The 23,241-nt window shown below is 53.9% G+C and carries 17 protein-coding genes; 8 read left to right on the forward strand and 9 right to left on the reverse strand.

The features are described 5' to 3' along the window. Positions 1-357 precede the first annotated feature (357 nt). Positions 358-1,425 (forward strand): porin, encoded by a 1,068-nt coding sequence (locus tag LF95_RS10480; RefSeq protein ID WP_073955113.1) that lies wholly within the window; start codon positions 358-360, stop codon positions 1,423-1,425. Positions 1,426-1,503: 78 nt separating this feature from the next. Here LF95_RS10480 and LF95_RS10485 read toward each other — a convergent pair whose 3' ends face one another. Beyond that, positions 1,504-2,754, reverse strand: a complete 1,251-nt coding sequence (locus tag LF95_RS10485; protein ID WP_143182008.1) for a glycosyltransferase family protein — start codon at positions 2,752-2,754, stop codon at positions 1,504-1,506. Between the two features lie 69 nt (positions 2,755-2,823). Continuing rightward, positions 2,824-3,447: a thiamine phosphate synthase gene (locus LF95_RS10490; RefSeq protein ID WP_073955115.1), complete on the reverse strand. Its 624-nt coding sequence runs from the start codon at positions 3,445-3,447 to the stop codon at positions 2,824-2,826. A gap of 46 nt (positions 3,448-3,493) precedes the next feature. Here LF95_RS10490 and LF95_RS10495 point away from each other — a divergent pair, with 46 nt between their 5' ends. Then, on the forward strand, positions 3,494-4,207 hold the full coding sequence (locus LF95_RS10495) for a YggS family pyridoxal phosphate-dependent enzyme (protein ID WP_073955116.1): 714 nt from the start codon (positions 3,494-3,496) through the stop codon (positions 4,205-4,207). A gap of 318 nt (positions 4,208-4,525) precedes the next feature. Here the strand turns inward: LF95_RS10495 and LF95_RS10500 are convergent, their stop codons facing one another. Then, positions 4,526-5,215, reverse strand: a complete 690-nt coding sequence (locus LF95_RS10500) for a response regulator transcription factor (protein ID WP_073956175.1) — start codon at positions 5,213-5,215, stop codon at positions 4,526-4,528. Positions 5,216-5,454: 239 nt separating this feature from the next. On the opposite strand from LF95_RS10500, the gene ribA reads away from it, so the two are divergent. Next, the gene (gene ribA / locus LF95_RS10505) at positions 5,455-6,591 is read left to right on the forward strand and encodes a GTP cyclohydrolase II (RefSeq protein WP_073956176.1); all 1,137 of its coding nucleotides are present in this window, start codon (positions 5,455-5,457) and stop codon (positions 6,589-6,591) included. Between the two features lie 192 nt (positions 6,592-6,783). After that, positions 6,784-8,241 (forward strand): hypothetical protein, encoded by a 1,458-nt coding sequence (locus LF95_RS10510; RefSeq protein WP_073955117.1) that lies wholly within the window; start codon positions 6,784-6,786, stop codon positions 8,239-8,241. A gap of 103 nt (positions 8,242-8,344) precedes the next feature. On the opposite strand, the gene trpS is transcribed toward LF95_RS10510, so the two are convergent. From trpS to mutS, 4 genes are all read right to left on the reverse strand, one after another. Then, complete coding sequence (trpS, locus tag LF95_RS10515) at positions 8,345-9,346, reverse strand: tryptophan--tRNA ligase (protein WP_073955118.1); 1,002 nt, start codon at positions 9,344-9,346, stop codon at positions 8,345-8,347. A gap of 179 nt (positions 9,347-9,525) precedes the next feature. After that, positions 9,526-11,076 carry a murein biosynthesis integral membrane protein MurJ gene (gene murJ / locus LF95_RS10520; RefSeq protein WP_073955119.1) on the reverse strand — a complete coding sequence of 517 codons (1,551 nt, stop codon included), beginning with the start codon at positions 11,074-11,076 and terminating at the stop codon, positions 9,526-9,528. Positions 11,077-11,422: 346 nt separating this feature from the next. Then, positions 11,423-14,170 (reverse strand): [protein-PII] uridylyltransferase, encoded by a 2,748-nt coding sequence (locus tag LF95_RS10525; protein ID WP_073955120.1) that lies wholly within the window; start codon positions 14,168-14,170, stop codon positions 11,423-11,425. A gap of 256 nt (positions 14,171-14,426) precedes the next feature. Continuing rightward, on the reverse strand, positions 14,427-17,123 hold the full coding sequence (mutS, locus tag LF95_RS10530) for a DNA mismatch repair protein MutS (RefSeq protein ID WP_073956177.1): 2,697 nt from the start codon (positions 17,121-17,123) through the stop codon (positions 14,427-14,429). A gap of 160 nt (positions 17,124-17,283) precedes the next feature. Between mutS and LF95_RS10535 the strand changes: the two genes are divergently transcribed. From LF95_RS10535 to LF95_RS10545, 4 genes are all read left to right on the forward strand, one after another. Next, positions 17,284-17,802 carry a hypothetical protein gene (locus LF95_RS10535; protein WP_073955121.1) on the forward strand — a complete coding sequence of 173 codons (519 nt, stop codon included), beginning with the start codon at positions 17,284-17,286 and terminating at the stop codon, positions 17,800-17,802. Beyond that, complete coding sequence (locus LF95_RS22780; protein ID WP_143182009.1) at positions 17,792-18,091, forward strand: hypothetical protein; 300 nt, start codon at positions 17,792-17,794, stop codon at positions 18,089-18,091. The genes LF95_RS10535 and LF95_RS22780 overlap by 11 nt, the downstream gene beginning before the upstream one ends. Further along, positions 18,072-20,339 (forward strand): NADP-dependent malic enzyme, encoded by a 2,268-nt coding sequence (locus tag LF95_RS10540; RefSeq protein WP_073955122.1) that lies wholly within the window; start codon positions 18,072-18,074, stop codon positions 20,337-20,339. The genes LF95_RS22780 and LF95_RS10540 overlap by 20 nt, the downstream gene beginning before the upstream one ends. Before the next feature lie 185 nt (positions 20,340-20,524). Continuing rightward, complete coding sequence (locus tag LF95_RS10545; protein WP_073955123.1) at positions 20,525-20,977, forward strand: hypothetical protein; 453 nt, start codon at positions 20,525-20,527, stop codon at positions 20,975-20,977. A gap of 78 nt (positions 20,978-21,055) precedes the next feature. On the opposite strand, the gene LF95_RS10550 is transcribed toward LF95_RS10545, so the two are convergent. Together LF95_RS10550 and LF95_RS10555 are read right to left on the reverse strand one after the other, a co-directional pair. Beyond that, entirely contained in the window at positions 21,056-22,045 is a 990-nt protein-coding gene (locus LF95_RS10550; RefSeq protein WP_073955124.1) for a glucosaminidase domain-containing protein, read from the reverse strand. A 479-nt stretch (positions 22,046-22,524) separates the two neighbouring features. Beyond that, positions 22,525-23,097 carry a NifU family protein gene (locus tag LF95_RS10555; RefSeq protein ID WP_073955125.1) on the reverse strand — a complete coding sequence of 191 codons (573 nt, stop codon included), beginning with the start codon at positions 23,095-23,097 and terminating at the stop codon, positions 22,525-22,527. Positions 23,098-23,241: the final 144 nt, after the last annotated feature.

Consider the following 23,241-nt stretch of genomic DNA (forward strand, 5'->3'; position numbering starts at 1 on the left):
TTTGAGTAAATCTATTTTTCTATTTTATGATTTTTATCAGCCTTTAAGAGAATGCCTAATTTTTCAGACTGAGATCATATATGGCAAAAAAGTGACCAATGGTCATTAATAGAACACTTTCTGATTTTCGAGCTTCATTTCTAATGGTTCTTTGTCTGAATTTCAGATCATTTTCTCGAGTAAATAGCCTTTGATAATGTAATGTGTGATTTTTTTATCACACGGCAGGCAAAAACATCACATTTTCGATGTCTTTTAATTGACCGAAGGTCAGTTATCGGGTTAATTGGCTCTCAGCAAACAGAAAGATGTTCTGCTAACCAACGCCAACAGCGTTCGTTTTCAATGAGGGAAAAGATGAAAAAGATTCTTGTTGCGACCACGGCACTTGTCGCCGTTTCCGGTTTCGCCGTTTCTGCCAGCGCGTCCGAAAAAATCAAACTTTCGGTCGGTGGTTACATGGAACAGTGGGCCGGTATCACCAAGCAGGATGACGCATTCGACAATAAGAATGCTTTCCAGTCCGATACCGAAATTCACTTCAAAGGTGCAACCACCCTTGATAACGGCATCGAAGTTGGTGCGGTTGTTGAGCTCGAAGGTGAAACCTCGACCGACCAGATCGACGAACAGTACCTCTATATCAATGGTTCGTTCGGTCAGATCAAATTGGGTGAAGACGACAGCGCAGCTGACGACATGGGCATTACTGCTCCGTCTGTTGGTCCGGTTGGTGTGAACGATGGCGACCTGACCAACTGGGTTGACGCTTATCTGCCCGATACCGTGCCGAGCTCGGGTGATAACCCCAAAGTCACCTATTTCACCCCGGTTATGGGTGGTTTCCGCGCTGGTGTGTCTTACACCGACAGCAACGAATCCAAAAATAATCTTTCCGGTGGCGTTAACAACCGTCAGAGCACAACCGAAGGTAAACCGGTTGTTTCCCTTGGTCTGACCTATGACCATGACTTTGATGGTGTTGCTTTGGGTCTGTCCGCTGTTGGCGAACATGCCGGTGAAGGTGCATGGTATGGCCTTGGTGCCAATGTCGGCTTTGGTAACTTCACCGTTGGTGGTTCCTGGGGCCATATTGAAGACGATTATAACCGCACTTCGCGTGACGGTAAGGGCAACGAAACCGACACCTATGACATCGGCGTAGCCTACGCAATGGATGCGGCCAGTGTCTCTCTGACTTACGCATATTCCGATTACGGTAACCGTTCGACCTCTGCTATGAGCAACGGCATTTCCCCGGCATCAACCGGTAAAATGAACACGGTTGACCTTGGCCTTGCCTATCAGCTGGGTGCTGGCGTTGCATGGAAATCGTCGATCTTCTGGTTCGATGATGACAATGACAACAATGCTGCTGACAATGACGGTTACGGTGCTGTTACCGGTCTGCGTCTCGACTTCTGATCAGTTAAAAGATCAGCAATCGCGAGAAAGAGGGTGCTTCGGCGCCCTCTTTTTTTATGAAAACACCATCGTTTTTTATTACAAACGGGCAGGGAGCGATCTTGCTTTGAAATCATCCCCTAGAAATGCCCCGAAGCGGTTAAAATCGGTGCAAAGATGCCGGACACATGGCACTGGATCGGTAATTGAGGTTTTTTCGACAAGTTCCGGGTCGCGACGATTGGGAAGGTTCACCAGCTTGTCCCTTGTCACCCTCAAGCTCCCCATACATCCGATTTGGCCATTTTCGGTGGCGTGCATTTTTGCAAGACCACAGGGGGCCGCGCAGTAATCCCCGCTAAAACTGCTTTGCCAGGCTTTGATATTTTGGAAACGCCCGTGCAGCACGTCTGCCGAAGCGGATGTATAAACCCCGACTCCGGAAATGCCGAAAAGCTTGGTGATATGGGCCGGTCCGCTATCGGCAACAAGAACATAGTCGCACCTGCCAATAAATGTGACCAGTTCGGCAATTGTTTTGAATCCGTCAATTAACTGGATATTGTCGCTGGCCGTCATAGGGCCAAGGGCAGCTTTATAGGCCTCTTTAACGCCCTGATAGGCGTTAAGGACGACACTGATATGGCCCGTTTTCCCGGTTTTTTGCTGCAGGACCTTGATGCTTTTGGAAACAAATTCCGGCGGTAGGGTGCGCAGTGGCGAGGATGCCAGCGGCAGAATGCCGATTTGCAGGGTTTTGCCTGTTTGTGTGGTCTTTTGCGGCAGGGGAATCGGTGAAATGTCAAATTCCTGGCATAAAACACCTTCGCAATCTACCGGTGCGATCGCGATATCTTTCCAGCCAGCCATTTCTGACAGATCAATACGGACATCAAATCGCTTAAGCATATTGGCCGAAATAAAGAGCTGAAATATTTCCACATTTTGCAATTCGGCAAAAATATCGCTCGCACGGCCGGTATTGAGAAGGCCGATTTTGCACTGTGGATAGGCTGCCTGAAAGGCACGTAAAAACATTGTCATGCCCACACAGTCGCCTAACGCATCTGCCGGGATCAGAAACAGCACCCGTTTACGCTCAAAGGATTGTGACCAGTGTTCCTTGGGCAAAACATCGAGATGAATATCATCTGAAACAATTTTAACCGATGCAGCCCGGGGCAGGACCTGCTGGCGTAAAAGCGAGGAGACGCGGGTCAGATAACTGACACTGCCATCTGATTTTTGGCTGATGGCGGCGGCAACATTGGGCAGGCCAAATTCAAAAGGCTGCTTTGTTTTAAACCGGGTGAAACGGGCGCGGGACGGATGCACATTGCGGGAGGCCAAAGCGGGAATCCTGTGGAAATAAACAATTTGCCATTATCAGATGATGGCGCATCACCAGAGCGGCTGACATTAAGTGGCGAAGCCGATTCCGGCAATACCGCAAATTGGTTTTTGATCCAGCCGTTGTAAATGTGCAAAATCAATGCCGCCCATCGCATAAACGCCAATTTGGTTACGGGCTGCCAATTGTGCCATTCGTCCAAAGTCTTTGGCGGATAAATGCGGTGCCCCGGGGTGGCTTTGTGTTGCAAAGACGGGCGAGATAATGGCGGCGTCAATCCTGTTTTGCATTGCGATCATATGGCGCAATTGGGCCATGTCATGGATGGCAGCACTGACCAGAAGATGGTGCTTTTTTGCACACTCAAGCAGGGTTTTGCCCGTTTTCCGGGTGTAGCCGGGCATATGTAAACCATCCGCCTTCAGGCGGAGGGCCAGAGTCATATCGGCCGCAACAAAAAATAGGTGGCCCAGCTTGTGGCACAGCCGACGTAATGCCAAGGCCTGTTTGTCCCGGTCGGGGGCATGATAATGGCGGAAAACAAGGCTGCTGCCCAGGGGGAGTTTTTGGAGGGCCGGGGCTGGATCTGGCAGTCTTTTATCGTCGCTCATCACCATAACAGGCGACAGTCGGTGATTTGGCGCGTTACGTAAATTGAGTTGCCAGGCGAGCTTTGCTAGTTTGGGCTCCATTATGTTGTAACGTCCTTTTGGGCACTGAACCGGAATTTCGCATATCATGAGCGATCATAACGAGTCATCTGGCGATGTCGATATCGCTGCCAATCTTGCCACGATCCAGCACAATATCGATGAAGCGGCTGCTGCCGTGAATCGTCAAAGTGCAGATATAACGCTGGTTTGTGTGAGTAAAACCCATGATGCCGCGCATGTTCGAGGGGCCCTTGAAGCGGGGCGGCGGGTTTTTGGCGAAAATCGTGTTCAGGAAGCGGCTGAAAAATGGCCGGGCCTGAAACAGGATTTCTCCGATGTGGAATTACACCTTATCGGCCCGCTGCAAAGCAATAAGGCGCGTGAGGCCATGCGCCTGTTTGATGTGATCGAGACACTGGACCGGCCCAAACTGGCACGAACATTTGCCCGCCTTCGTGATGAAACCGGTCATTGCCCGGAATTGTACATTCAGATCAATATTGGCCAGGAACCGCAAAAGGCCGGTATCGACCCGGCGGATGCCGATGCCTTTATTCGGGAATGTATCGAAGACTTGGCCTTGCCCATAACAGGCCTGATGTGCATTCCCCCGGTAGACGAGGAACCAGCTCCGCATTTTGCCCTGCTGGGTAAAATAGCCGATCGGCACGGTTTAAAGGTCCGCAGCATGGGCATGAGCGGGGATTATGAATGCGCCATTCGCATGGGGGCCACCCATGTGCGTGTCGGGACCGCTATTTTTGGTCATCGCGCCTACAATATTGGCGAAAATGCCTGAATTTGGGCTGAAACTGCTTCGTTATAGGCTTGAATCGTTGATTTTGGCTGATATGACGCTGTTTTAAAGCCAGTCTATAAATTGGCAAATAGCCCTAGGGGCAAAGCAGGTTTTCTGCCAACGTCAATATGACGGCGCAACAGAGCTTTTGTGACGTTATTTTTTATGTGGGGCGGATTTTTATTGCAGGGCAGGAAAAGGATGGCTTTTCCTGCCCGAATTTTTGCCAGTCATCATTGGCGGGTTATCTCGCACGAATGATGATAAAACCGGGCAGGGGATAAGGTCTGCCCGGTTGGCATCCTTTTTTAAGGGTGCTCAGGGGACCAGTTTGTAACCGCCTGGTTCCGTTACCAGAATCGTGGCATTTGACGGGTCTTTTTCAATTTTCTGCCGCAGACGATAAACGTGCGTCTCCAGGGTATGAGTTGTCACCCCGGCATTATAGCCCCAAACCTCGTCGAGCAGGGTTTCACGTGAAACCGGTTTGTCGCCAGCACGAAACAGGAATTTCAGGATCGAGGTTTCTTTTTCCGTCAGGCGAATTTTTTTGTCGGTTGCGGTTTCTACCAGAATTTTGGCGCTGGGCTGAAAACTGTAGGGGCCGATGACAAAAACGGCGTCTTCGCTTTGTTCATGCTGGCGAATGTGGGCACGAATACGGGCCAGCAGCACATTGAGGCGAAACGGCTTGGTAACATAATCATTGGCGCCGGATTCAAGACCCAGAATAGTGTCCGAATCACTATTGGCCCCGGTCAGCATGATCACTGGCGTTTTAACACCTGCCCGGCGCATCAGTTTGCACACATCGCGGCCATCCATGTCGGGTAGGCCAACATCAAGCAGGATGACATCAAAATAGGTGTCCTTGACGGCCTCAAGGGCTTCCTGGCCGCTATGGGCAACGACACAATCGAATTCCTCGTGAAGGCGAAGTTGTTCGGTTAATGACTGGCTTAACGCCGCATCATCTTCCACCACCAAAACCTGTTTACCTGTCGTCATTGCCATCCCTTGCTGGTCCCTAAATTCCGTCTATATTCAGGCCCTGTTCTTGTTTTTGGCAATTCGAGTGCATTGCCTGTTTGCAATATAGCCGACTCTCACACTCAAATCGTCCCTTTTTCAAGAACAAACTGTTTTGGCTTTAGACATTGACGAATGAATGATCCAGCCTCATACCGACCTGATCGCGATCTTGTGATCGTGTTGGCCCCAAATCGGTAATAACATTAAGTATGACGATGACCACGTCCAAAAGCTTTTCGGCAGAATCCGAAATTTCAACAACCGAGCTGATTTCGGTTTCCCGTGCCGTTGCCGACCTGCGCCGTGGCGAGATGATCCTGATCAGGTCTGACAATACGGCCATCGCCGCCATTGCAACCGAACCCTTATCGGATCACGGGTTGGCACGTTTGCGTGCGATTGCCATTAATGCTGATGATATTGCCCTGATATTGCCGCGTGTGCGTGCCCGCGCCTTGGGGCATGAAGATGCCAGCAACGGTTTTTGTGCCCTTCAGCCGGCAAATCCCGGCCAGATTGATGGCACAACATTTGGCATTTGGGCAAACCCCCTGCTTGATATGGTCGCGGCACCCTCGGCAAGCTGGCGCCAGACTGAAGCGGGCGAGGATGCCGCCATTCGCCTGGCAAAGCTGGCGCGTTTGCTCCCGGCGATTGTGACGGTGCCTGTCGATGCAGCCCGGGTCGCGGAATTTGCCGCCGCTGAAAACCTGTTGTTGCTGGAGGCAGGCATTATTAACGGATACGAAGACGCCGCCGCCGGTTCCCTACGCCAGGTTAGCGATGCCCGCGTGCCGCTGGAAAATGCGGAAAATACCCGTGTGGTGGCCTTTCGCCCAGCGGATGGCGGGCAGGAACATATCGCCATCATTATCGATGAACCTGCCGCTGATGAACCTGTTTTGGTGCGTCTGCATTCGGAATGTTTTACCGGCGATCTGATTGGGTCGCTGCGCTGTGATTGCGGCCCGCAATTGCGCGGAGCCATTGCCGAAATTTCGGCTGGCGGCAAAGGTGGCATTGTTTTGTATTTGCGTCAGGAAGGGCGCGGCATTGGCCTGGTCAATAAATTACGTGCCTATGCCCTGCAGGATCGTGGCTTTGATACGCTTGATGCCAATGAAGAACTTGGTTTTGATGCCGATGAACGGGTTTATCGCCCGGCAGCCGAAATGTTGCGCCAGCTTGGCTATTCCACCGTTCGGATTTTGACCAATAACCCCGAAAAGATGCGCGGTCTGGAAAATTGGGGCGTGAGCATCCGTGAACGTGTACCCCACAAATTTCCGTCTAACGGCCATAATGCGTTTTATCTGAAAACCAAAAAAGATCGGGCAGGGCACCTGTTTTAGATCATCCCTGATGGTTTTTTACGGAACGATTTTTCCCATCCCGGCAGCTTCTGCCGGGATGTTTTTTTGCCAGCAGCCCTCGCGGCATTGTCAGCTTAAAAGGACCCGTATTTTAGCGATTTTTTGCCTGAAAACAGCCAGAATCAATTTTGGCATCCTGATTGCATACCTATTGGCAAGAGGAGGACTGCGATGTCGATAGGTGCAGATTGGCGGCAAATTTCGCCCGGTGCGGGGGCGCAAACGGCAAATGGCGCGCAACAGGGCGCAGCCAAAACCGGTGGCGTGGCCCAAAAAACGGCAGAAAAGGAGGATTCCGGCGGGTTCTCCAGCTTCCTGTTTGGCGAAGACGGCTTTGATTTTGGTGACATCATTGATGTGATCAATCCGCTGCAACATATTCCTGTTGTCGGCGCGCTCTATCGTGAATTGACCGGGGATCAGATCGGTAATGGGGCCCGTGTTGTTGGCGGGGGCCTGTTTGGCGGTATTTTTGGTCTGGCGGGTGCTGCTATTGACGCCGCCGTTGACGGTTTTACCGGCGAGGATACCGGCGCGCACGTTCTGGCCCTGTTTGAAGGTGATGACGATAAGACTGACCCGGCTGCCGCAACTGCGGTTGCGCAAAATGACAGCGCCAATCCTGGCGCATCTGGCACGGCCAAAGATGGCAGCACTGGTAACGGTTTGATTTTCCCCTGGTCGGTGGGGGATACATCACTGGCGTCGGTGATGGCCGAGGATGAGACAACGGCGCAAAATACCGTGGCAACGGCATCCTCCCTGCCGTTTGATACGGCAAATTCCGGCCGCAAAAGTGTGGCGGAAAATATTGCCCAATCGGCACCCGCAGTCTCAAATGCCGCAGGGATAGCACCGACACAGACTTCATTTGCGCGCGCGTCTGCTGTGCAGTCAGTGCAGGAAAATACGCCGGAACCCGAAAACCCGTTTGAAAAAGGGGCTGTTCGCGCGGCTCAAACGGCAGACCCGGCAGAACTTGCCGTGACCCTGGCCCGCGCCGGGCATAGCGATTACGCATCGCGTCTGGCAGCGAAGCGCGACACAGGGACTGTTTCGTCGCGTTCGGCCGGCAGTGTTCATGTCAATTACGCCAAGGGGGCAACCGTTTGGCAACGGGCGGAAAATAACGGGCGTGTTTCAGGCCCGTCCTTTGGCGGGGATATTCAGGGTGAGTTGATCCAGGCGCGTTCCCAGCAGGATAGAGCCAGCGCTGAAAACATGAACCCGGCCCTGATGACAGATGCCGCGATGCGTGATGATCTTCAGTCTGGTCCGGTTCTTTCACCTGCGGAAATGGCGGCACGGTTTAATTCGGCCCTGGGTCTGGCACCGGCTGGTACCGGTGGTGAAACCAGCGCGTCATCCTATAAGGCAAATGGCAATAATCGCGTTTCGGCCAATGCGGCAAATCGGGTGGGGGCTGATCATATCTCGCAAGATATTGCATCTGATAACGCGGCATCCAAAAATGTTGCCACGGCCGAAGAACATCCGCTTGTTCGCGAAGCCGAACAGCACAATGCCGGTCAGGCCCCGGTGGGGGCATGGTTTAGCCAGACCATGATGGATGGTTTGCAGAAATATCAGGCCATGCAAAAACGCCAGCATAGCCAGGGTTCGATTTGATCCGAAATGCCAATGGTCTTGGGATAATACAAATCTGAAGAGCCTGGATACAAAAATGGCCCGGTTCCGCAAGGAGACCGGGCCATTTTCGATTTAAGGCAATTTAACGGTTCAGAAAACCGACAACTTCCTTCACATCACGCAGGATCGGCTGGGCGATGGCATCGGCGCGTTCTGCCCCCTTCGCCAGAACCGCATCGATATAGGCCGGATCGTTTTTCAAGCGGGCCATTTCTTCGGTAATCGGGGCCAGTTTATCAACCACCACATCGGTCAGGGCCTGTTTGAAACCCGAAAATTGTGTCCCGCCATGCTCGGCCAGAACGTCCGCCACCGGCTTGTCGAGCAGGGCGGCATATATGGTCACCAGGTTGCGGGCTTCCGGGCGGCCTTCAAGGCCATCTGCTTCGGAAGGAAGTGGTTCGGCATCGGTTTTGGCTTTGCGGATTTTTTTTGCCAGCGTGTCGGCATCATCGGTCATGTTGATGCGTGCCATATCCGAGCTGTCGGATTTTGACATTTTCTTGGATCCATCACGCAGCGACATCACGCGGGTTGCCGGACCCAGAATCAGCGGTTCGGGCAGGGGGAAGAAATCTTCTGCCTCGAAATCATTATTGAATTTCACCGCAATGTCGCGGGTCAGTTCAAGATGCTGTTTCTGGTCTTCGCCAACCGGCACATGGGTGGCCTTATAGGCCAGAATGTCGGCTGCCATCAGGCTGGGATAGGCATAGAGACCAAGGGACGCGTTTTCGCGATGCTTGCCCGCCTTTTCCTTGAACTGGGTCATGCGGTTAAGCCAGCCGATACGGGCGACACAGTTGAAAATCCAAGCCAGTTCGGCATGGGCGGAAACCTGACTCTGGTTAAACAGAATGTGTTTTTCCGGATCAATGCCCGCGGCAATCATGCTGGCGGCCAGTTCGCGAATATTGGCGCGCAGTTCATTTGGCTCCTGCCAGACGGTGATGGCATGCAGATCGACGACGCAATAGATGCACTCAAAGTCGTTCTGAAGCGAAACCCAGTTGCGGATTGCGCCAAGATAGTTGCCAAGATGAAGATTACCGGTGGGCTGTGCGCCCGAGAAAACACGTTGCATGTGTATCGTCCATTTCAGGAATGTTCACAAAAAATCCGCATGCTCCGCCAGGTTGTGGACACCCGCCGGCGGACGAGCATACGAACAGACGCGCGGAGTTAAGCCCCCGAAGGCGAACAGGTCAAGCAGCTTGTCGTATATCTGGCAAATTTGCCGTCCTGGGGACGGGCTCATTGGCCTCAGGCCGCGTTGCCGCGCTTCAGGGTTGATTTAAGTTCGCGAAAGCTGGTGGCACCGCTTAACTGGGCAATCACGGCATACACAATCATGCCGGTGATGACGATCCCGGCCATCACGGCGGTCCGCAGGATGGCATCGTAACCGGCATTCCAGAAAAAGACGATTGCGGCCCAAAGAACAAGCCCCATCAGGATCGATGACAAAATGATGCGCGGCACCCGGCGTTTAAGCCGGTTATCCAGGGTTAAATGGTTGCGTTTGCGCAAAATCGTCGCCAGCGACAGGGCGTTGATCCAGGATGACACCGCCGTTGCCGCCGCAATGCCCAGATGACCAAAAAACGGCATCAGAACAACGATCATGCCGATATTGAGCAACATGCAGATAATGCCAATACGGATGGGGGTTTTGGTATCTTCCCGGGCAAAAAAGCCAGGGGCCAGCACCTTGACCAAAACCGATGCCGGAAGCCCGCAGGCAAAAATCGTGAGCGCCATGCCCGTGGCACTTGTTTCGGTTGCGGTAAAGGCACCACGCTGAAACAGGACATTAATGATTGGCGTTCCCATAACCGCCAGGGCAATGGCCGCTGGCATGGTCAGCAGCAGGGCAATTTCGATGCCGCGATTTTGGCTATACATCGCAACAGACGGGTCCTTGCCCTGTAACTGGCGCGACAGGGTGGGCAGCATGGCGGTACCAATGGCAATGCCAATCACACCCAGCGGCAATTGATGTACCCGGTCGGCATAATAAAGCCAGGAAACCGCCCCGTCGGACACCATCGAGGCCAGCATTGTATCGATCAGCAGGTTCAGCTGATAAACGCCCACCCCGATCATGCCGGGGATCATGCGTTTGCCCAGCAGTTTGACCTTTTCGTCAATACGCGGCAATTGCCAGCGAATGGCGAAGCCTGCCCGTTTGCACGCAATCACCAGCCAGACAAATTGTCCGATTCCGGCCAGTAACACCCCCCATGCCAGGGCATGGGACGGGGTTTCGGTAACGGGGGTTAAGCCCAGCAAGGCGCCGATCATGAAAATGTTCAAAACCACCGGGGCGGCAGCGGCGGCGGCATAACGATGCAGGGTATTTAAAATGCCCGACATCAGGGCGACTGCCGAAATAAAGGCCAGATAGGGGAATGTAATGCGCGAGAGTTCGATGGCCAGTGCGAATTTTTCCGGATTTTCGGAAAAACCGGGCGCAAAAACCAGCATCGCCCAGGGCATGATGATTTCGATCAGGGCGACCAGAAACCCGGTAATCACCACCAGGATTGACAAGGCATTGGCGGCAAAATCGCGCGCTTCCTCGATTCCGCGTTTTTCAATGTCGCCTGCCAAAAGCGGAATGAAGGCGACGGAAAAGGCCCCTTCGCCAAATAGACGGCGGAACAGATTGGGAAATTTGAAGGCGACAAAAAAGGCGTCCGCCATGCCGCCAGCCCCCAGCATGGCCGCAATCAGAATATCGCGGGCAAATCCCAGCAACCGGGACAGCAGGGTAAAGCCACTGACAGTGGCAATCGAACGCACAAGTGACATGGTCTATCTGATCCGAAATTGCAGCACTTTGGCCGCGAGATTGCCAGTGGAAGGTGAAAGAAACGGTAATTTTTGGTCGTTCCGGGCCTTGGACATCACAAATTATTTATGCTTTGTGATGGCTGTCACAGGCCTTTGCCGGTGATTTGGGCAATTTTGGTGTCTCCAGTTTTTGTTGGGACACGAGCTTCTGGAATTTGACGGACGAGAGCATAAAAAGGGCCCCCACCCTGTAAGGCCAAGAGCAAGGCCGATCCGGTCAGAATAGACCGACAGGGCTGGTGGAGATATCCTCGCTCTCGTCACATGATCAATGAACCGCGTTTGGTCGGGAAATTGCCTGACCTTAACGCGGATCATGTTTGCTTAAAACATCGATCAGGCTTTCCTTGATCTGGACAAACTTTGTCCGGCTATCAATTTTCAGGCCAAAAACATCCTTCACGTAAAAAACGTCCACTGCGCGTTCGCCAAAGGTGGAAATGCGGGCCGAGGCAATTTGTAGCGACAGGTCGCGCAAAACACGGGTGATGTCATACAGCAGGCCCTGGCGGTCCCGTGCAGTCACTTCGATCACGGTGTGGGTACGGCTGGCCTTGTTATCGATAATGACATTGGGTTCCACCCTGAACACCGCCGTGCGGGCCTTGTTATCCACCACCTGGCGCTTTTTGATTTCGCCACTGGGGCGCAACTGCCCGGAAATGACTTCCTCCAGGGTTTTGCGCAGTTTGTTGAGCCGCCCCTTGTCGTTAAACGCTTCGCCATTGGCATCCTGAATCCAGAAGGTATCAAGCGCCATGCCGTCGCTAAGGGTCAGGATTTTGGCATCGACAATGCTGGCTCCACATACCGCCATGCCCCCGGCAATTTGCGAAAACAGACCGGGATGGTCGGTGGTGTGAACCGTGATTTCGGTGGCATCCATATCGGTTTCAATCCGGGTATGGATGGTAATATCTGCACCGGATTTTTTGGCATCCCGGGTCAGTTCGGCATGGCGCAACTGGGTTTCGGTATCAAAACTCAGCCAATAGGACGGATAGCCGCGCGCGATGAAATCCTCGATATCCTGCTCGTTCCAGTCGGTCAGGGCCTCGCGTACTTTTTGCTGGGCACGGGCCACACGGGAATCGCGGTTATCGGCATTCAAACCGCCCGACAGCAAATCATCGGTGGCGTAATAAAGCTCGCGCAGAAGCGATGCCTTCCAGCCATTCCAGATATTGGGGCCAACGGCACGAATATCGGCCACCGTCAGGCATAACAGCAGGCGCAGGCGTTCCTGCGATTGCACCAGGTCGGCAAAGGCACGAATGGTGGTCGGGTCATTGAGGTCGCGTTTAAACGCAGTGGCACTCATCCACAAATGCGCCTTGACCAGCCAGGCGACGGTTTCGGTATCGGCCGGGTTAAGGCCCAGGCGCGGGCAGAGTTTTTCGGCGACTTCGGCCCCCAGTTCGGAATGGTCGCCGCCACGCCCCTTGGCAATGTCATGCAGCAGGACGGCCACATATAAAACCTGGCGCGATATCACCTTGTGGACCACCGATGTTGCCACCGGGGCCTCTTCGGCAAGGTCGCCACATTCGATCTGGTTAAGGATGCCAATGGCGCGGATGGTATGCTCGTCCACGGTGTAGGTGTGGTACATGTCATATTGCATCTGGGCCACGACACGGCCAAAATCGGGCACAAAACGGCCCAAAACCCCGGCTTCGTTCATTTTGCGCAGCGGAATATCCGGTGTGATTTTGTGGGACAAAATTTGCAGGAAAATGGCGTTTGCCGCCGGGTCCTTTTGCAAATTCTGGTCAATCAGTTGCAGGTTTTGTGTCACCCAGCGCAGGCTTTCAGGGTGAATACCAACCCCGTTTTGATGGGCGACCAGAAACAGGCGCAGCATCTGGATCGGGTCGTCGCGAAATACATCGCGGCTTTCAACGGCCAGCCGGTCATTGCGCAGCTGAAAGCCGTCAATTTCCTTATTGCCGAAAAACCGGGCCGGAAAACGGATCAAGGGGCGGCGCTGATGGCGTTCCTCAAGGGCGGCGCAGAAAATGCGGGTCAGATTGCCCACATGTTTGACCATCAGGTAATAGTGCTTCATGAAGCGTTCAACGCCAATGGTCCCGGCATGGTCGGTATAGCCAAGGCGGGTGGCGATATCGCGCTGCATGTCAAATGTCAGGCGGTCTTCGGGGCGGTCCGACAGGTAATGCAGCCAGCAGCGCACCGACCATAAAAAATTCTGTGCTTTTAAAAAGCCCTGGGCTTCCTTTTTGGTCAGGACACGCTGGTCCACCAGTTCCATGGGTGTGTTCACACGGTACAGATATTTGCCAATCCAGAACAGGGTGTGCAAATCGCGCAGGCCGCCTTTGCCATCCTTGACGTTGGGTTCCACAACATAGCGCGAATCGCCCATACGGATGTGGCGTTCGTCGCGTTCGTTCAGCTTGGCTTCGATAAATTCCAGGCCGCTGCCCTTGACCAGTTCATCCATGAACCGGGTACGAAACTGGTCGTAAATGGTTTCATCGCCCCAGACAAACCGGCTTTCAAGCAGGTTGGTACGAATGGTGATGTCCTGGCGCGCCATGCGCAGGCAATCCTCGACCGAGCGGGTGGCATGCCCCACCTTCAGGCCCAGATCCCACAGCATATACAGGATATATTCAACAACCTGTTCGCCATGTGCGGTTTGTTTGTAGGGAAACAGAAACAGAATATCGACATCCGAATGCGGTGCCATATCCCCCCGGCCATAGCCCCCCACGGCCACCACCGACATGCGCTGTTCCTTGGTCGGATTATGCAGGGGATAAACAAATTCGACAGCGTAATCATGGATCAGCCGCACGATCTGATCGATCAGGAAGCTGTAGGAAAAGACCGCATCATGGCCGGAATTGCTGGCTTCAAACCGCGTGCGGATTTCGGCCCGCCCGTGTTGCAGTGTGTCCTTCAGGCAGCGCAAGACTGCCGCACGCTGCTTGAGGGGTTTTAAATCACCATCTTTGCCAATGTTGCCAAGTTCGGTGAAAACTTTGCGACGGTCGATAATATCACGCTGATTCTTGACTTTAAGCATGGCGAAATGCGGTGTCCTTGTTGTCGGGACGTGGATGCCGGGTTTGAGGGCCAGGCATTGAAGCAACGGGCAAATATGGTGGCCTTAATATACGGGCAGCTGGCGCACACAGGAGCGCAGGGCGCGATTTTTGCGTGCCGCCCCCCTGATTACCAGTAAAATATTTACCACCGGCCTGATTTATATATCTGGCCCAAAACCGTTTTTTCCAGTGTCGCCGGGCAATGGCGATACCGGTTCTTCCAAAAGGCTGGCGCTAGTTTTCTGCCTGGCGTTTTAAATCGCGCAGGCGATATAGCGCATCAAGTGCCTCGCGCGGGGACATGTCGTCAGGGTCAAGCGACCCCAGGGCGTCAAGCAGCGATCGTTGCTCCGCGCTCAGGCTGGGGGCGGCGGCCTGTTCTTCCTTTTCCACCTGGGCCATTGCAGCAGCAAAAAGCGGCAAATCGTCGGCCAGTTTGGAAACGGCACCGCCCTGTTGGCCCTTTTCCAGGGTTTTCAAAACCTGTTCGGCCCGTTTGATCACCGCCTTGGGCAATCCGGCAAGCTGGGCTACATGAATACCATAAGACCGGTCCGCACTGCCGGGGCCAACTTCGTGCAAAAACACCACCTCATTCTGCCATTCCTTGATCAGCATGGTATGGCAGGAAAGATGTGCCAGCTTGGCGGCAAGGGCGGTCAGTTCATGGTAATGTGTGGCAAAAAGCCCCCGGCATTTATTGACCTCATGCAGGTTTTCCACCACCGCCCAGGCAATGGACAGGCCATCAAAGGTGGCGGTACCACGCCCGATTTCATCCAAGATAACCAGCGAGCGGTCGGTCGCCTGATTGATAATCGCGGCGGTTTCCACCATTTCGACCATAAAGGTTGATCGCCCGCGCGCCAGGTCATCCGCCGCACCAACGCGCGAAAACAACCGGTCAATGGCACCAATATGGGCCGATTGCGCCGGGACAAATGCGCCGATTTGCGCCAGCACAGCAATCAGCGCGTTCTGGCGCAGGAAGGTGGATTTACCCGCCATGTTGGGGCCGGTAATCAGCCACAGTTTTTGTTCGTCTTCCAGGCGGCAGTCATTGGCAACAAAGGGCGATTCGCCGGCATTTTGCAGGGCGGCCTCGACCACCGGGTGGCGGCCACCGCGAATGTCAAAGGACAGGCTGTTATCAATGACCGGGCGAATGCAGCTTTGCTCGCGTGCCAGTTCGGCAAGGGAGGCGGAAACATCCAGCCCCGCCAGCGCCTGGGCGCAGCGGGCAATCGGGTCGGCATGAGCCAGCACCGAATTGACCAGATCGGCAAACAGTTCCAGTTCCAGCGCCATCGCCTGGTCGCCTGCTTTCGAGACCTTGCTTTCCAGCTCCGATAGGGCAACGGTGGTAAAACGCACGGCATTGGCCATTGTCTGGCGGTGAATGAATTCATCCACCTCCATCATCTTGTCGGCCTGTTTGGCCGGAACTTCGATAAAATAGCCCAGAACGTTATTATGTTTGACCTTCAGGCTGGAAATGCCGGTTTGTTCGGTATAGCGCGCCTGCAAATTGGCAATCAGTTTTTTGCTTTCGCTTGACAGCATGCGCAATTCATCAAGTGGCGGGTGATAGCCACTGGCGATAAAGCCACCATCACGCGCCATCAAAGGCAGGCTGTCCGAAAGCGCCCGGCGCAACAAATCCACCAGGTCGCCATGATGGCCCATTTCCGTCAAATGGTTATTCAGGGCAGCGGGCAGGGCATCCAGGCTGTTATCGGCCGGGTGGTCCAAAAGGTTGCGAATGGCAAAGGCACAGGCCAGGCCATCGCGCAATGCGGCCAAATCACGCGGGCCGCCCCGGCCAATCGACAGGCGCGAAAGGGCGCGTTCAATATCGGGGCATTCCGACAGGGCATTGCGCAAATCACCCCGCAAATCGTCATGGTCATGAAAATAACTGACCAGATCAAGCCGCTGGTTAATTGCCCCGGCATCGGTTAACGGGGCGGAAAGACGGGCGGCCAGCAAACGGGCGCCGGCCCCGGTGCGGGTGCGGTCAATCACTGATAACAGCGACCCTTTGCGCTCCCCGCTTTGGGTTTGGGTCAGTTCCAGGCTGCGCCGGGTGGCGGCATCAATTTCCATTGCCGCCCCCTGCGCCATGCGCATGGGCGGCGACAGGCGCGGCATCTGGCCCTTTTGGGTCAGCTCGACATAATCAATCAGCGCGCCGGCGGCCGAAAGCTCGGCGGTTTCAAACCCGCCAAAGGCATCAAGGGCGGCCACATCATACAGCTTTTTCAGGCGCAGTTCGGCATTGGCCGAATCGAACCGCGCCGCGGGCTGCGGCGTGATGATATTTTTATATTCGTTATATAAATCAAACATTTCCGACCGGTTTAACAAACGATCGGAAATCAGGATTTCACCGGGATCAAGCCGGGCGATGGCGGCACTCAGGCCCGTATTTGCACAGGGCTGGACGTAAAAATCGCCCGTTGAAATATCCAGCCAGGCAACCCCCATTTTGCCACGCACATCGGCAATCGCGGCCAGATAATTATGGCGTCGCGCATCGAGCAGGCTGTCTTCGGTGAGTGTGCCCGGCGTGATCAGGCGCACTACATCGCGTTTGACAACCGATTTAGCACCCCGTTTTTTGGCTTCTGCCGGGTCTTCCATCTGTTCGCAAACCGCGACGCGAAACCCTTTGCGAATTAAACGCTGCAAATAGGTTTCGTGGCTATGGACAGGAACACCGGCCATGGGAATATCGTTTCCCTGATGTTTGCCTCGCTTTGTCAGGGCAATATCAAGGGCTTCGGCGGCTTTGACGGCATCGTCAAAGAACAGCTCGTAAAAATCGCCCATCCGGTAAAACAGCAGGCAATCCTGATACTGTTCTTTCAGTTCAAGGAACTGAACCATCATCGGGGTTGCGCCGTCGCGGTTAAAATCGGGTGTGGTCATGGTTTTTTCAGAAGATCCGGGCATCTTGTTCATGCAAGCCTTGATAGCAAACCCGGCGGGACTTGGCGAGGGGGGCCGTTATTTTGCCCTAAAGTTTTGCAATATATGATAAAATACTTTTGTTGAATGTTATCGGACCAGTGACCGAGGAGAAAAAACAATGACTGAAGAACACATCACAGCCCAGGTTCCGGAACTGGTCGGCTTGTTTGATACCAAAGAATCTTTTGATGCGGCAGTAAAGGCGCTTACGGCGGCGGGTTTTTCCCATACGGATCTTTCCGCGCTTAGCACCCATGAAAGCATCGATGTTGCCGGCAAGGAAGGCCAGTCCTGGAGCGACGTGCTGACCGCGATGTTTGGCGAAGTCAAATACGAAGTCCCCTTGGTGGCATCGGGGGCGATTGCCCTGTTTGGCGGGGCGGCAACGGCGGCGCTTGCGCTCGCGATTGGGGCCGGGGTTGGCACAATGGCCCTGACCGATTTTATCGATAAGGTCACATCCACCCCCCATACCGAAGATTTCGCAAAGGCGATCAAGGATGGTTCGGCGGCCCTTTGGGTGCGCCTTGACCCGGCAGACCCGACCAAAGAAGCCAAAGCCCGTGAGATTTTTGCGCTGAATAACGCGCATAATGTTCATATTCATGAGCCGGTCAAACCGGCAGATGATGCCTGATTATGGGCTGTTAACGGATTGCCTCAAAGGCACCCTGCTTGCGCGCCGGGTGCCTTTTTTTATTGGTGTAATTGAAATCCTCTGTTCCGATGTGATGATGTTGCGATGCAACATACGGAAAATGCAGGAAAAATTGCAATTTTCATCAACTGGTCCTTTGACCGGCGTGCGGAACCCTGATTTATTACGGGGTTCCCCTTGGCAGTCCCACAACCTGTCTTTGGGTTCACCGCTTTTCTCACCCACCATGCAAGCGTCAGTGAAGACATATGGAAGAAAAAGAAATTAAGGTTCGTGACCGCGAAGCACTGCTGTTCCATTCCAGCGGCCGCCCCGGAAAAATCGAAATTACCGCCTCCAAGCCGCTGACCACCCAGCGCGATCTTTCCCTGGCCTATTCGCCGGGTGTGGCAGTTCCCTGTCTTGAAATCGCGAAAAACCCGGCCACTGCCTATGATTACACCTCCAAGGGTAACATGGTGGCGGTTATTTCCAACGGGACTGCCGTTTTGGGCCTGGGGAATTTGGGCGCGCTGGCCTCCAAGCCGGTGATGGAAGGCAAGGCGGTTCTGTTCAAACGTTTTGCCGATGTTGACGGCCTTGATCTTGAAGTTTCCACCGAGGATGTTGACGAATTCGTCAATTGCGTTCGTTTTCTGGGCGCGACCTTTGGCGGCATCAACCTTGAAGACATCAAGGCACCGGAATGCTTTATCATTGAAAGCCGCCTGCGCGAGGTGATGGATATTCCGGTTTTCCATGATGACCAGCATGGCACCGCAATTATCGCTGCTTCGGGCCTGATTAACGCCTGTGATTTAACGGGGCGTGACCTGGCCGACATTAAACTGGTGGTGAATGGGGCAGGGGCTGCTGCCATTGCCGTTGCCGCCCTGGTGAAAAGCATGGGTGTGACGCCTGATAATGTCATCATGTGCGATTCTCGTGGCGTTATCTATAAGGGCCGCGAAGATGGCATGAATCAGTGGAAATCGGCCCATGCCGCCGATACCGATGCCCGCACCCTGGAAGATGCCATGAAGGGGGCAGATGCGGTTTTTGGCCTGTCGGTCAAAGGGGCGATTACCCCCGCGATGGTCAAAAGCATGGCCAAACGGCCAATCATTTTTGCAATGGCCAACCCGGACCCTGAAATTTCCCCCGAGGAAGTCGCCGAAATTCGCGATGATGCAATTTGTGCCACCGGCCGGTCGGATTATCCGAACCAGATCAACAACGTGCTGGGCTTCCCCTATATCTTCCGGGGCGCGCTGGATGTTCAGGCATCGACCATCAATGAAGAAATGAAAATCGCGGCCGCCCATGCGGTGGCGGCACTTGCGCGTGAAGACGTGCCTGACGAGGTCGCAGCGGCCTATTCCGGCCGTCGGCTGCAATATGGCCCGGAATATATCATTCCCGCGCCGTTTGACCCGCGCCTGATTATTGCGGTGCCCAAGGCGGTGGCCCAGGCGGCAATGGATAGTGGTGTTGCCCGCAAACCGATTTTTGATATGGGCGAATATGAAAACCAGTTGCGCAGCCGTTTGGACCCGACAGCGGCCCATTTGCAACTGATTTCCGATTATGTCCGTGCCCACCCCAAACGCATCGCCTTTGCCGAAGGCGAAGAAGAAACCGTGATCCGCGCGGCTGCGGCCTTCCGCAATTCGGGCTATGGCACGCCCATTCTGGTGGGCCGTGAAGACCGTATTTTGCACACGGCAAAGCAGCTGGGTATTGAAAGCCTGGAAGGGGTGGAAATTACCAATGCCGCCCTGTCCCATGACAACCGCAAATATGCCGAGTTCCTGTATGAACGTTTGCAGCGCAAAGGTTATTTGTGGCGGGATTGCCAGCGCATGGTAAATCAGAAACGCAATGTGTTTGCTGCCACGATGGTGGCAATGGGCCAGGCGGATGGCATGATTACCGGCTTGACGCGGAACTTTAACCGCAGCTTTACCGATATCAGTTCCGTGATCGATGCCAAGGATGGCGAAATTCCGATGGGGCTGTCGATTGCCATTGCCAAGGGTCGCACGGTGTTTATCGCCGATACCCGCGTGCATGATGTGCCCGATGCCGAACAATTGGCCGAAATTGCCATTCAGGCGGCAAAGAAGGCTCGTCAATTGGGGCATGAACCACGTGTCGCCATGATTTCGCATTCGACCTTTGGCAATCCCTGGACCGAGGATACCGACCGTATTCGCGAGGCGGTCTCGATCTTGGAAAATTCGGATGTCGATTTCGAGTTTGATGGCGATATGAGTGTCGATGTCGCGCTTGATACCGAACTTCTGAAGCTGTACCCGTTCTGCCGCCTCTCTGGCCCGGCCAATGTGCTGGTGATGCCGGCCCTTCATGCCGCAACCACGGCATCCAAGCTTTTGGGCAAACTGGGCGGTGGCACAGTGATTGGCCCGGTCATGATTGGCTTGGCCAAACCGGCCCAGATTACGCAAATGGGGGCAACCGTGAACGACCTGGTCAATCTGGCAGCCCTTGCCGCGCATGAGGCGGAACACGGTTAAGCATGCCTTTCCCGGTTTCTTGTTGACCGGGTTATGATGCCGTTCACTTTGGCGGTTTTGTCCTTTGGGCGGTAAAAACATCATCTGATAGGATATGGCGGAAACGGGAGACCCGATTTCCGCCATATCTGTTTTATAATGTGGCGTAAATTGACCACGGATCGACGAAAGAAGGATCGAACCTGATGCAGCGCCTTGTCGCTATTTTTGCTTTTTTGCTGATCGTGCCGGTTTTATCGGCCTGCAATGACGAGGTCAGCGCTGAACCCAGTGCGGATGAAATTACCACAGCCGTGATCGAGCGTTTTCGCAACGATCCCTATGCCCGTGTCGCCCATGTGGAGAATGTGCATAAAACCAACAGCGTGCCCGAAGGCGACGGTGTAGTGACGGTGATGGTCAGCTATGACATGGTTTTTGACCGCAGCATTGCCGAGTTCGCCGATGATGTGATGGAGCAGGGCGCACAGGCCGGAAACCTTGACGCAGCGGGTGAGGCCGCCCGCGATGCGGTGGATGTTTTCAAAATGAAAATGCTGGCCCTGAAGGAAGGTGGCTTTACTGTTGGCGATCGACGTGGGATCAGCAATGAAATTCGGCTGGTAAAATCGGAAAAAGGCTGGATTTATCGACCTTAGCGTCTTTAAGCCGGACGATAAAAAAAAAAGGGGTGTCCAAACAAGGGCACCCCTTTTTTCGTCATCTGATTTGCCGGTTTAATCCTGCAACGATGCCAGAAGGTTTGGTGGCGGCGGTACATCCTCGGCGGCAAACTTCATGCCATCGAGGTCATCAAGATTATTGGCCCGCATGATGGCATGCAGGGATTCGACATAATCTTCGCCCCGTTCGGAATATTTCAGCAGCGTATTGGCCAGTTCCCAGCCCGTGATGCTGTCGCCTTCGGCACGCAGACGGGCGCGTTCTTCACGCAGGGACTTGTATGCCGGGTGGGAATTGATGTTTCGCGCATAGGCCCGCACGGAATCCATCAGGGTGTCAAACGCCTTGATCACATGGGTTTTACCCTCTTCGCGATCTTCGGGGACAATGCCTTCTTCCTCGTTATAGGCCCACTGGCCAAACAGGGCATTGCCCTTGCGGACAAAACGCGAGGTTCCCCAGCCGCTTTCTTCTGCCGACTGCGCCAGAATCAGCGAGGGCGGGATAATATCAATGCGTTCAAGCAGGGCCGAAATACCGCCGCTTTCGACGCGGTAGCGTTTCATCATTTTTTCGACCCATTTTTGCTGGGTCGGTGTTGCTGGCACACCGGCATATTCGTTGCTTTGAATGGACAGCAACCGGTCACGCCGGGCGGTAATTTCTTCGTTGACCCGCAGGGCAAGCGGCAAAATGATGCGCAGGAAAATCTGTTTGCGTTCCGCAACCGAGCTTAAATCGCGCAGGCCTTTGGGGACACGCTTGATATAAACACGGGGAATGGCATCAGAATTACCCAGTTTATAGTCGATGCTTTTGAAATACTGATCAAGCGCGACCACTTCCGGGTCCCGCTGATAAAGCTTTTTAACCTTCGGTTTTTCCGGCTTTACCGGCACAACGACCGAGGCATCAATCACCATGCCAGCCGGTTTCGGGGCAATATCAAAGTCGCCAAACATCAGCGCATATTGCAAGCCTACTGCGCCGATTAACGACGCAAGTGCGACTTTTGTAAATGTCGTCTGGTTTGCGCTACTCATTCATCTCTCTCCAGGATCATTGAACCTGTTAGTTATCCGCGCCCAATTACCTATGACCGGCCCGGGAAAGCGGTGCAATCGGAAAAAAAACAACGCACGGTCAAACCCCCGCTAATGCTTGCGTTCCGCACAATGGCACAAACGCATCACGAACCCGAAAGATCGCGACGGGGCTTTAAAAAGTTACGAATCGGTTAATGGTGGTTGTTTCCACCCATTCTTGTCGGGGCGGAATGGCCTTTTCCAAACCCGTATAACTGCCGCAGGATCCGGTATTTATGGCACAACCATACTTTATGTGGTGTGCAATTGTGATGTACGGCAATACATCATGTGGAAAGGGCATTCAAGCGTACAATGCCGTAAATCGCGCCGAGATCCTGCCAGCCGGTTTATCCGTTGGAAAACCGATAGCGGATGATTCCGGCGCGATTATGAAAAGATCGTGGTCATAGCATGAGGTGGCATTTTGCCACCAATCAGTATTCCGCCATTACCGGTTCAACGGCCTGCACTTCGGGCACATAATAGCGCAGCATGTTTTCGATACCCATTTTCAGGGTTGCGGTGCTGCTGGGGCAGCCAGAGCAGGCGCCGTGCATTTCCAGATAGACAACACCATCTTCAAATTTGTGGAAAACGATGTCACCGCCATCCTGGGCGACGGCCGGGCGTACACGGGTATCAAGCAGTTCCTTGATCTGGCTGACCAGTTCGTCATCCCCTTCAGAGGCGGAACTGGTTGCCTTGGTGGCATCGCTGCCCTGATCGAGAACAGGCTGGCCGGAGGTGTAATGCTCCATGATCCCGCCAAGGATTTGCGGCTTTAAGGTTTGCCAGTCACGGCCCTCTTCCTTGGTGATGGTGATAAAGTCACCCCCAAGAAAGACACCGGTAATACCGTCAACTTCAAACAGCTTGCGCGCCAGCGGCGATTTCACATGTTCATCGTTGCTGGTGAAATTGGCCGTTCCCTGGCGGCCCATAACTTCTTCACCCGGAAGAAATTTAAGGGTGGCGGGATTCGGGGTTGGTTCGGTTTGTATGAACATTGTCACCAAGTCCTTTTTCTGTGGCGCCGCACGTATGGCTCCGGGCGGCAGCCCTCATGTCTTTCGCTTTGGTCTCTAAATGGGCCAATTTTTCAAAAAGATCAAGTCCGACTATGCAACTCGGGTATTCATCAAAATACCATA

It is taken from the genome of Thalassospira sp. TSL5-1 (genome assembly GCF_001907695.1).
Classification (GTDB): domain Bacteria; phylum Pseudomonadota; class Alphaproteobacteria; order Rhodospirillales; family Thalassospiraceae; genus Thalassospira.

What these genes read in the sequence shown, in the direction of transcription:
- LF95_RS10495 (WP_073955116.1), top strand. Translation starts at nt 3,494, where the DNA reads ATGAGCGATCATAACGAGTCATCTGGCGATGTCGATATCGCTGCCAAT.
- LF95_RS10540 (WP_073955122.1), top strand. Translation starts at nt 18,072, where the DNA reads ATGGAAGAAAAAGAAATTAAGGTTCGTGACCGCGAAGCACTGCTGTTC.
- LF95_RS10480 (WP_073955113.1), top strand. Translation starts at nt 358, where the DNA reads ATGAAAAAGATTCTTGTTGCGACCACGGCACTTGTCGCCGTTTCCGGT.
- LF95_RS22780 (WP_143182009.1), top strand. Translation starts at nt 17,792, where the DNA reads ATGATGCCTGATTATGGGCTGTTAACGGATTGCCTCAAAGGCACCCTG.
- LF95_RS10500 (WP_073956175.1), bottom strand. Translation starts at nt 5,215, where the DNA reads ATGACGACAGGTAAACAGGTTTTGGTGGTGGAAGATGATGCGGCGTTA.
- trpS (WP_073955118.1), bottom strand. Translation starts at nt 9,346, where the DNA reads ATGCAACGTGTTTTCTCGGGCGCACAGCCCACCGGTAATCTTCATCTT.
- mutS (WP_073956177.1), bottom strand. Translation starts at nt 17,123, where the DNA reads ATGACCACACCCGATTTTAACCGCGACGGCGCAACCCCGATGATGGTT.
- LF95_RS10490 (WP_073955115.1), bottom strand. Translation starts at nt 3,447, where the DNA reads ATGGAGCCCAAACTAGCAAAGCTCGCCTGGCAACTCAATTTACGTAAC.
- murJ (WP_073955119.1), bottom strand. Translation starts at nt 11,076, where the DNA reads ATGTCACTTGTGCGTTCGATTGCCACTGTCAGTGGCTTTACCCTGCTG.
- LF95_RS10555 (WP_073955125.1), bottom strand. Translation starts at nt 23,097, where the DNA reads ATGTTCATACAAACCGAACCAACCCCGAATCCCGCCACCCTTAAATTT.
- LF95_RS10550 (WP_073955124.1), bottom strand. Translation starts at nt 22,045, where the DNA reads ATGAGTAGCGCAAACCAGACGACATTTACAAAAGTCGCACTTGCGTCG.
- LF95_RS10510 (WP_073955117.1), top strand. Translation starts at nt 6,784, where the DNA reads ATGTCGATAGGTGCAGATTGGCGGCAAATTTCGCCCGGTGCGGGGGCG.
- LF95_RS10545 (WP_073955123.1), top strand. Translation starts at nt 20,525, where the DNA reads ATGCAGCGCCTTGTCGCTATTTTTGCTTTTTTGCTGATCGTGCCGGTT.
- ribA (WP_073956176.1), top strand. Translation starts at nt 5,455, where the DNA reads ATGACCACGTCCAAAAGCTTTTCGGCAGAATCCGAAATTTCAACAACC.
- LF95_RS10535 (WP_073955121.1), top strand. Translation starts at nt 17,284, where the DNA reads ATGACTGAAGAACACATCACAGCCCAGGTTCCGGAACTGGTCGGCTTG.
- LF95_RS10525 (WP_073955120.1), bottom strand. Translation starts at nt 14,170, where the DNA reads ATGCTTAAAGTCAAGAATCAGCGTGATATTATCGACCGTCGCAAAGTT.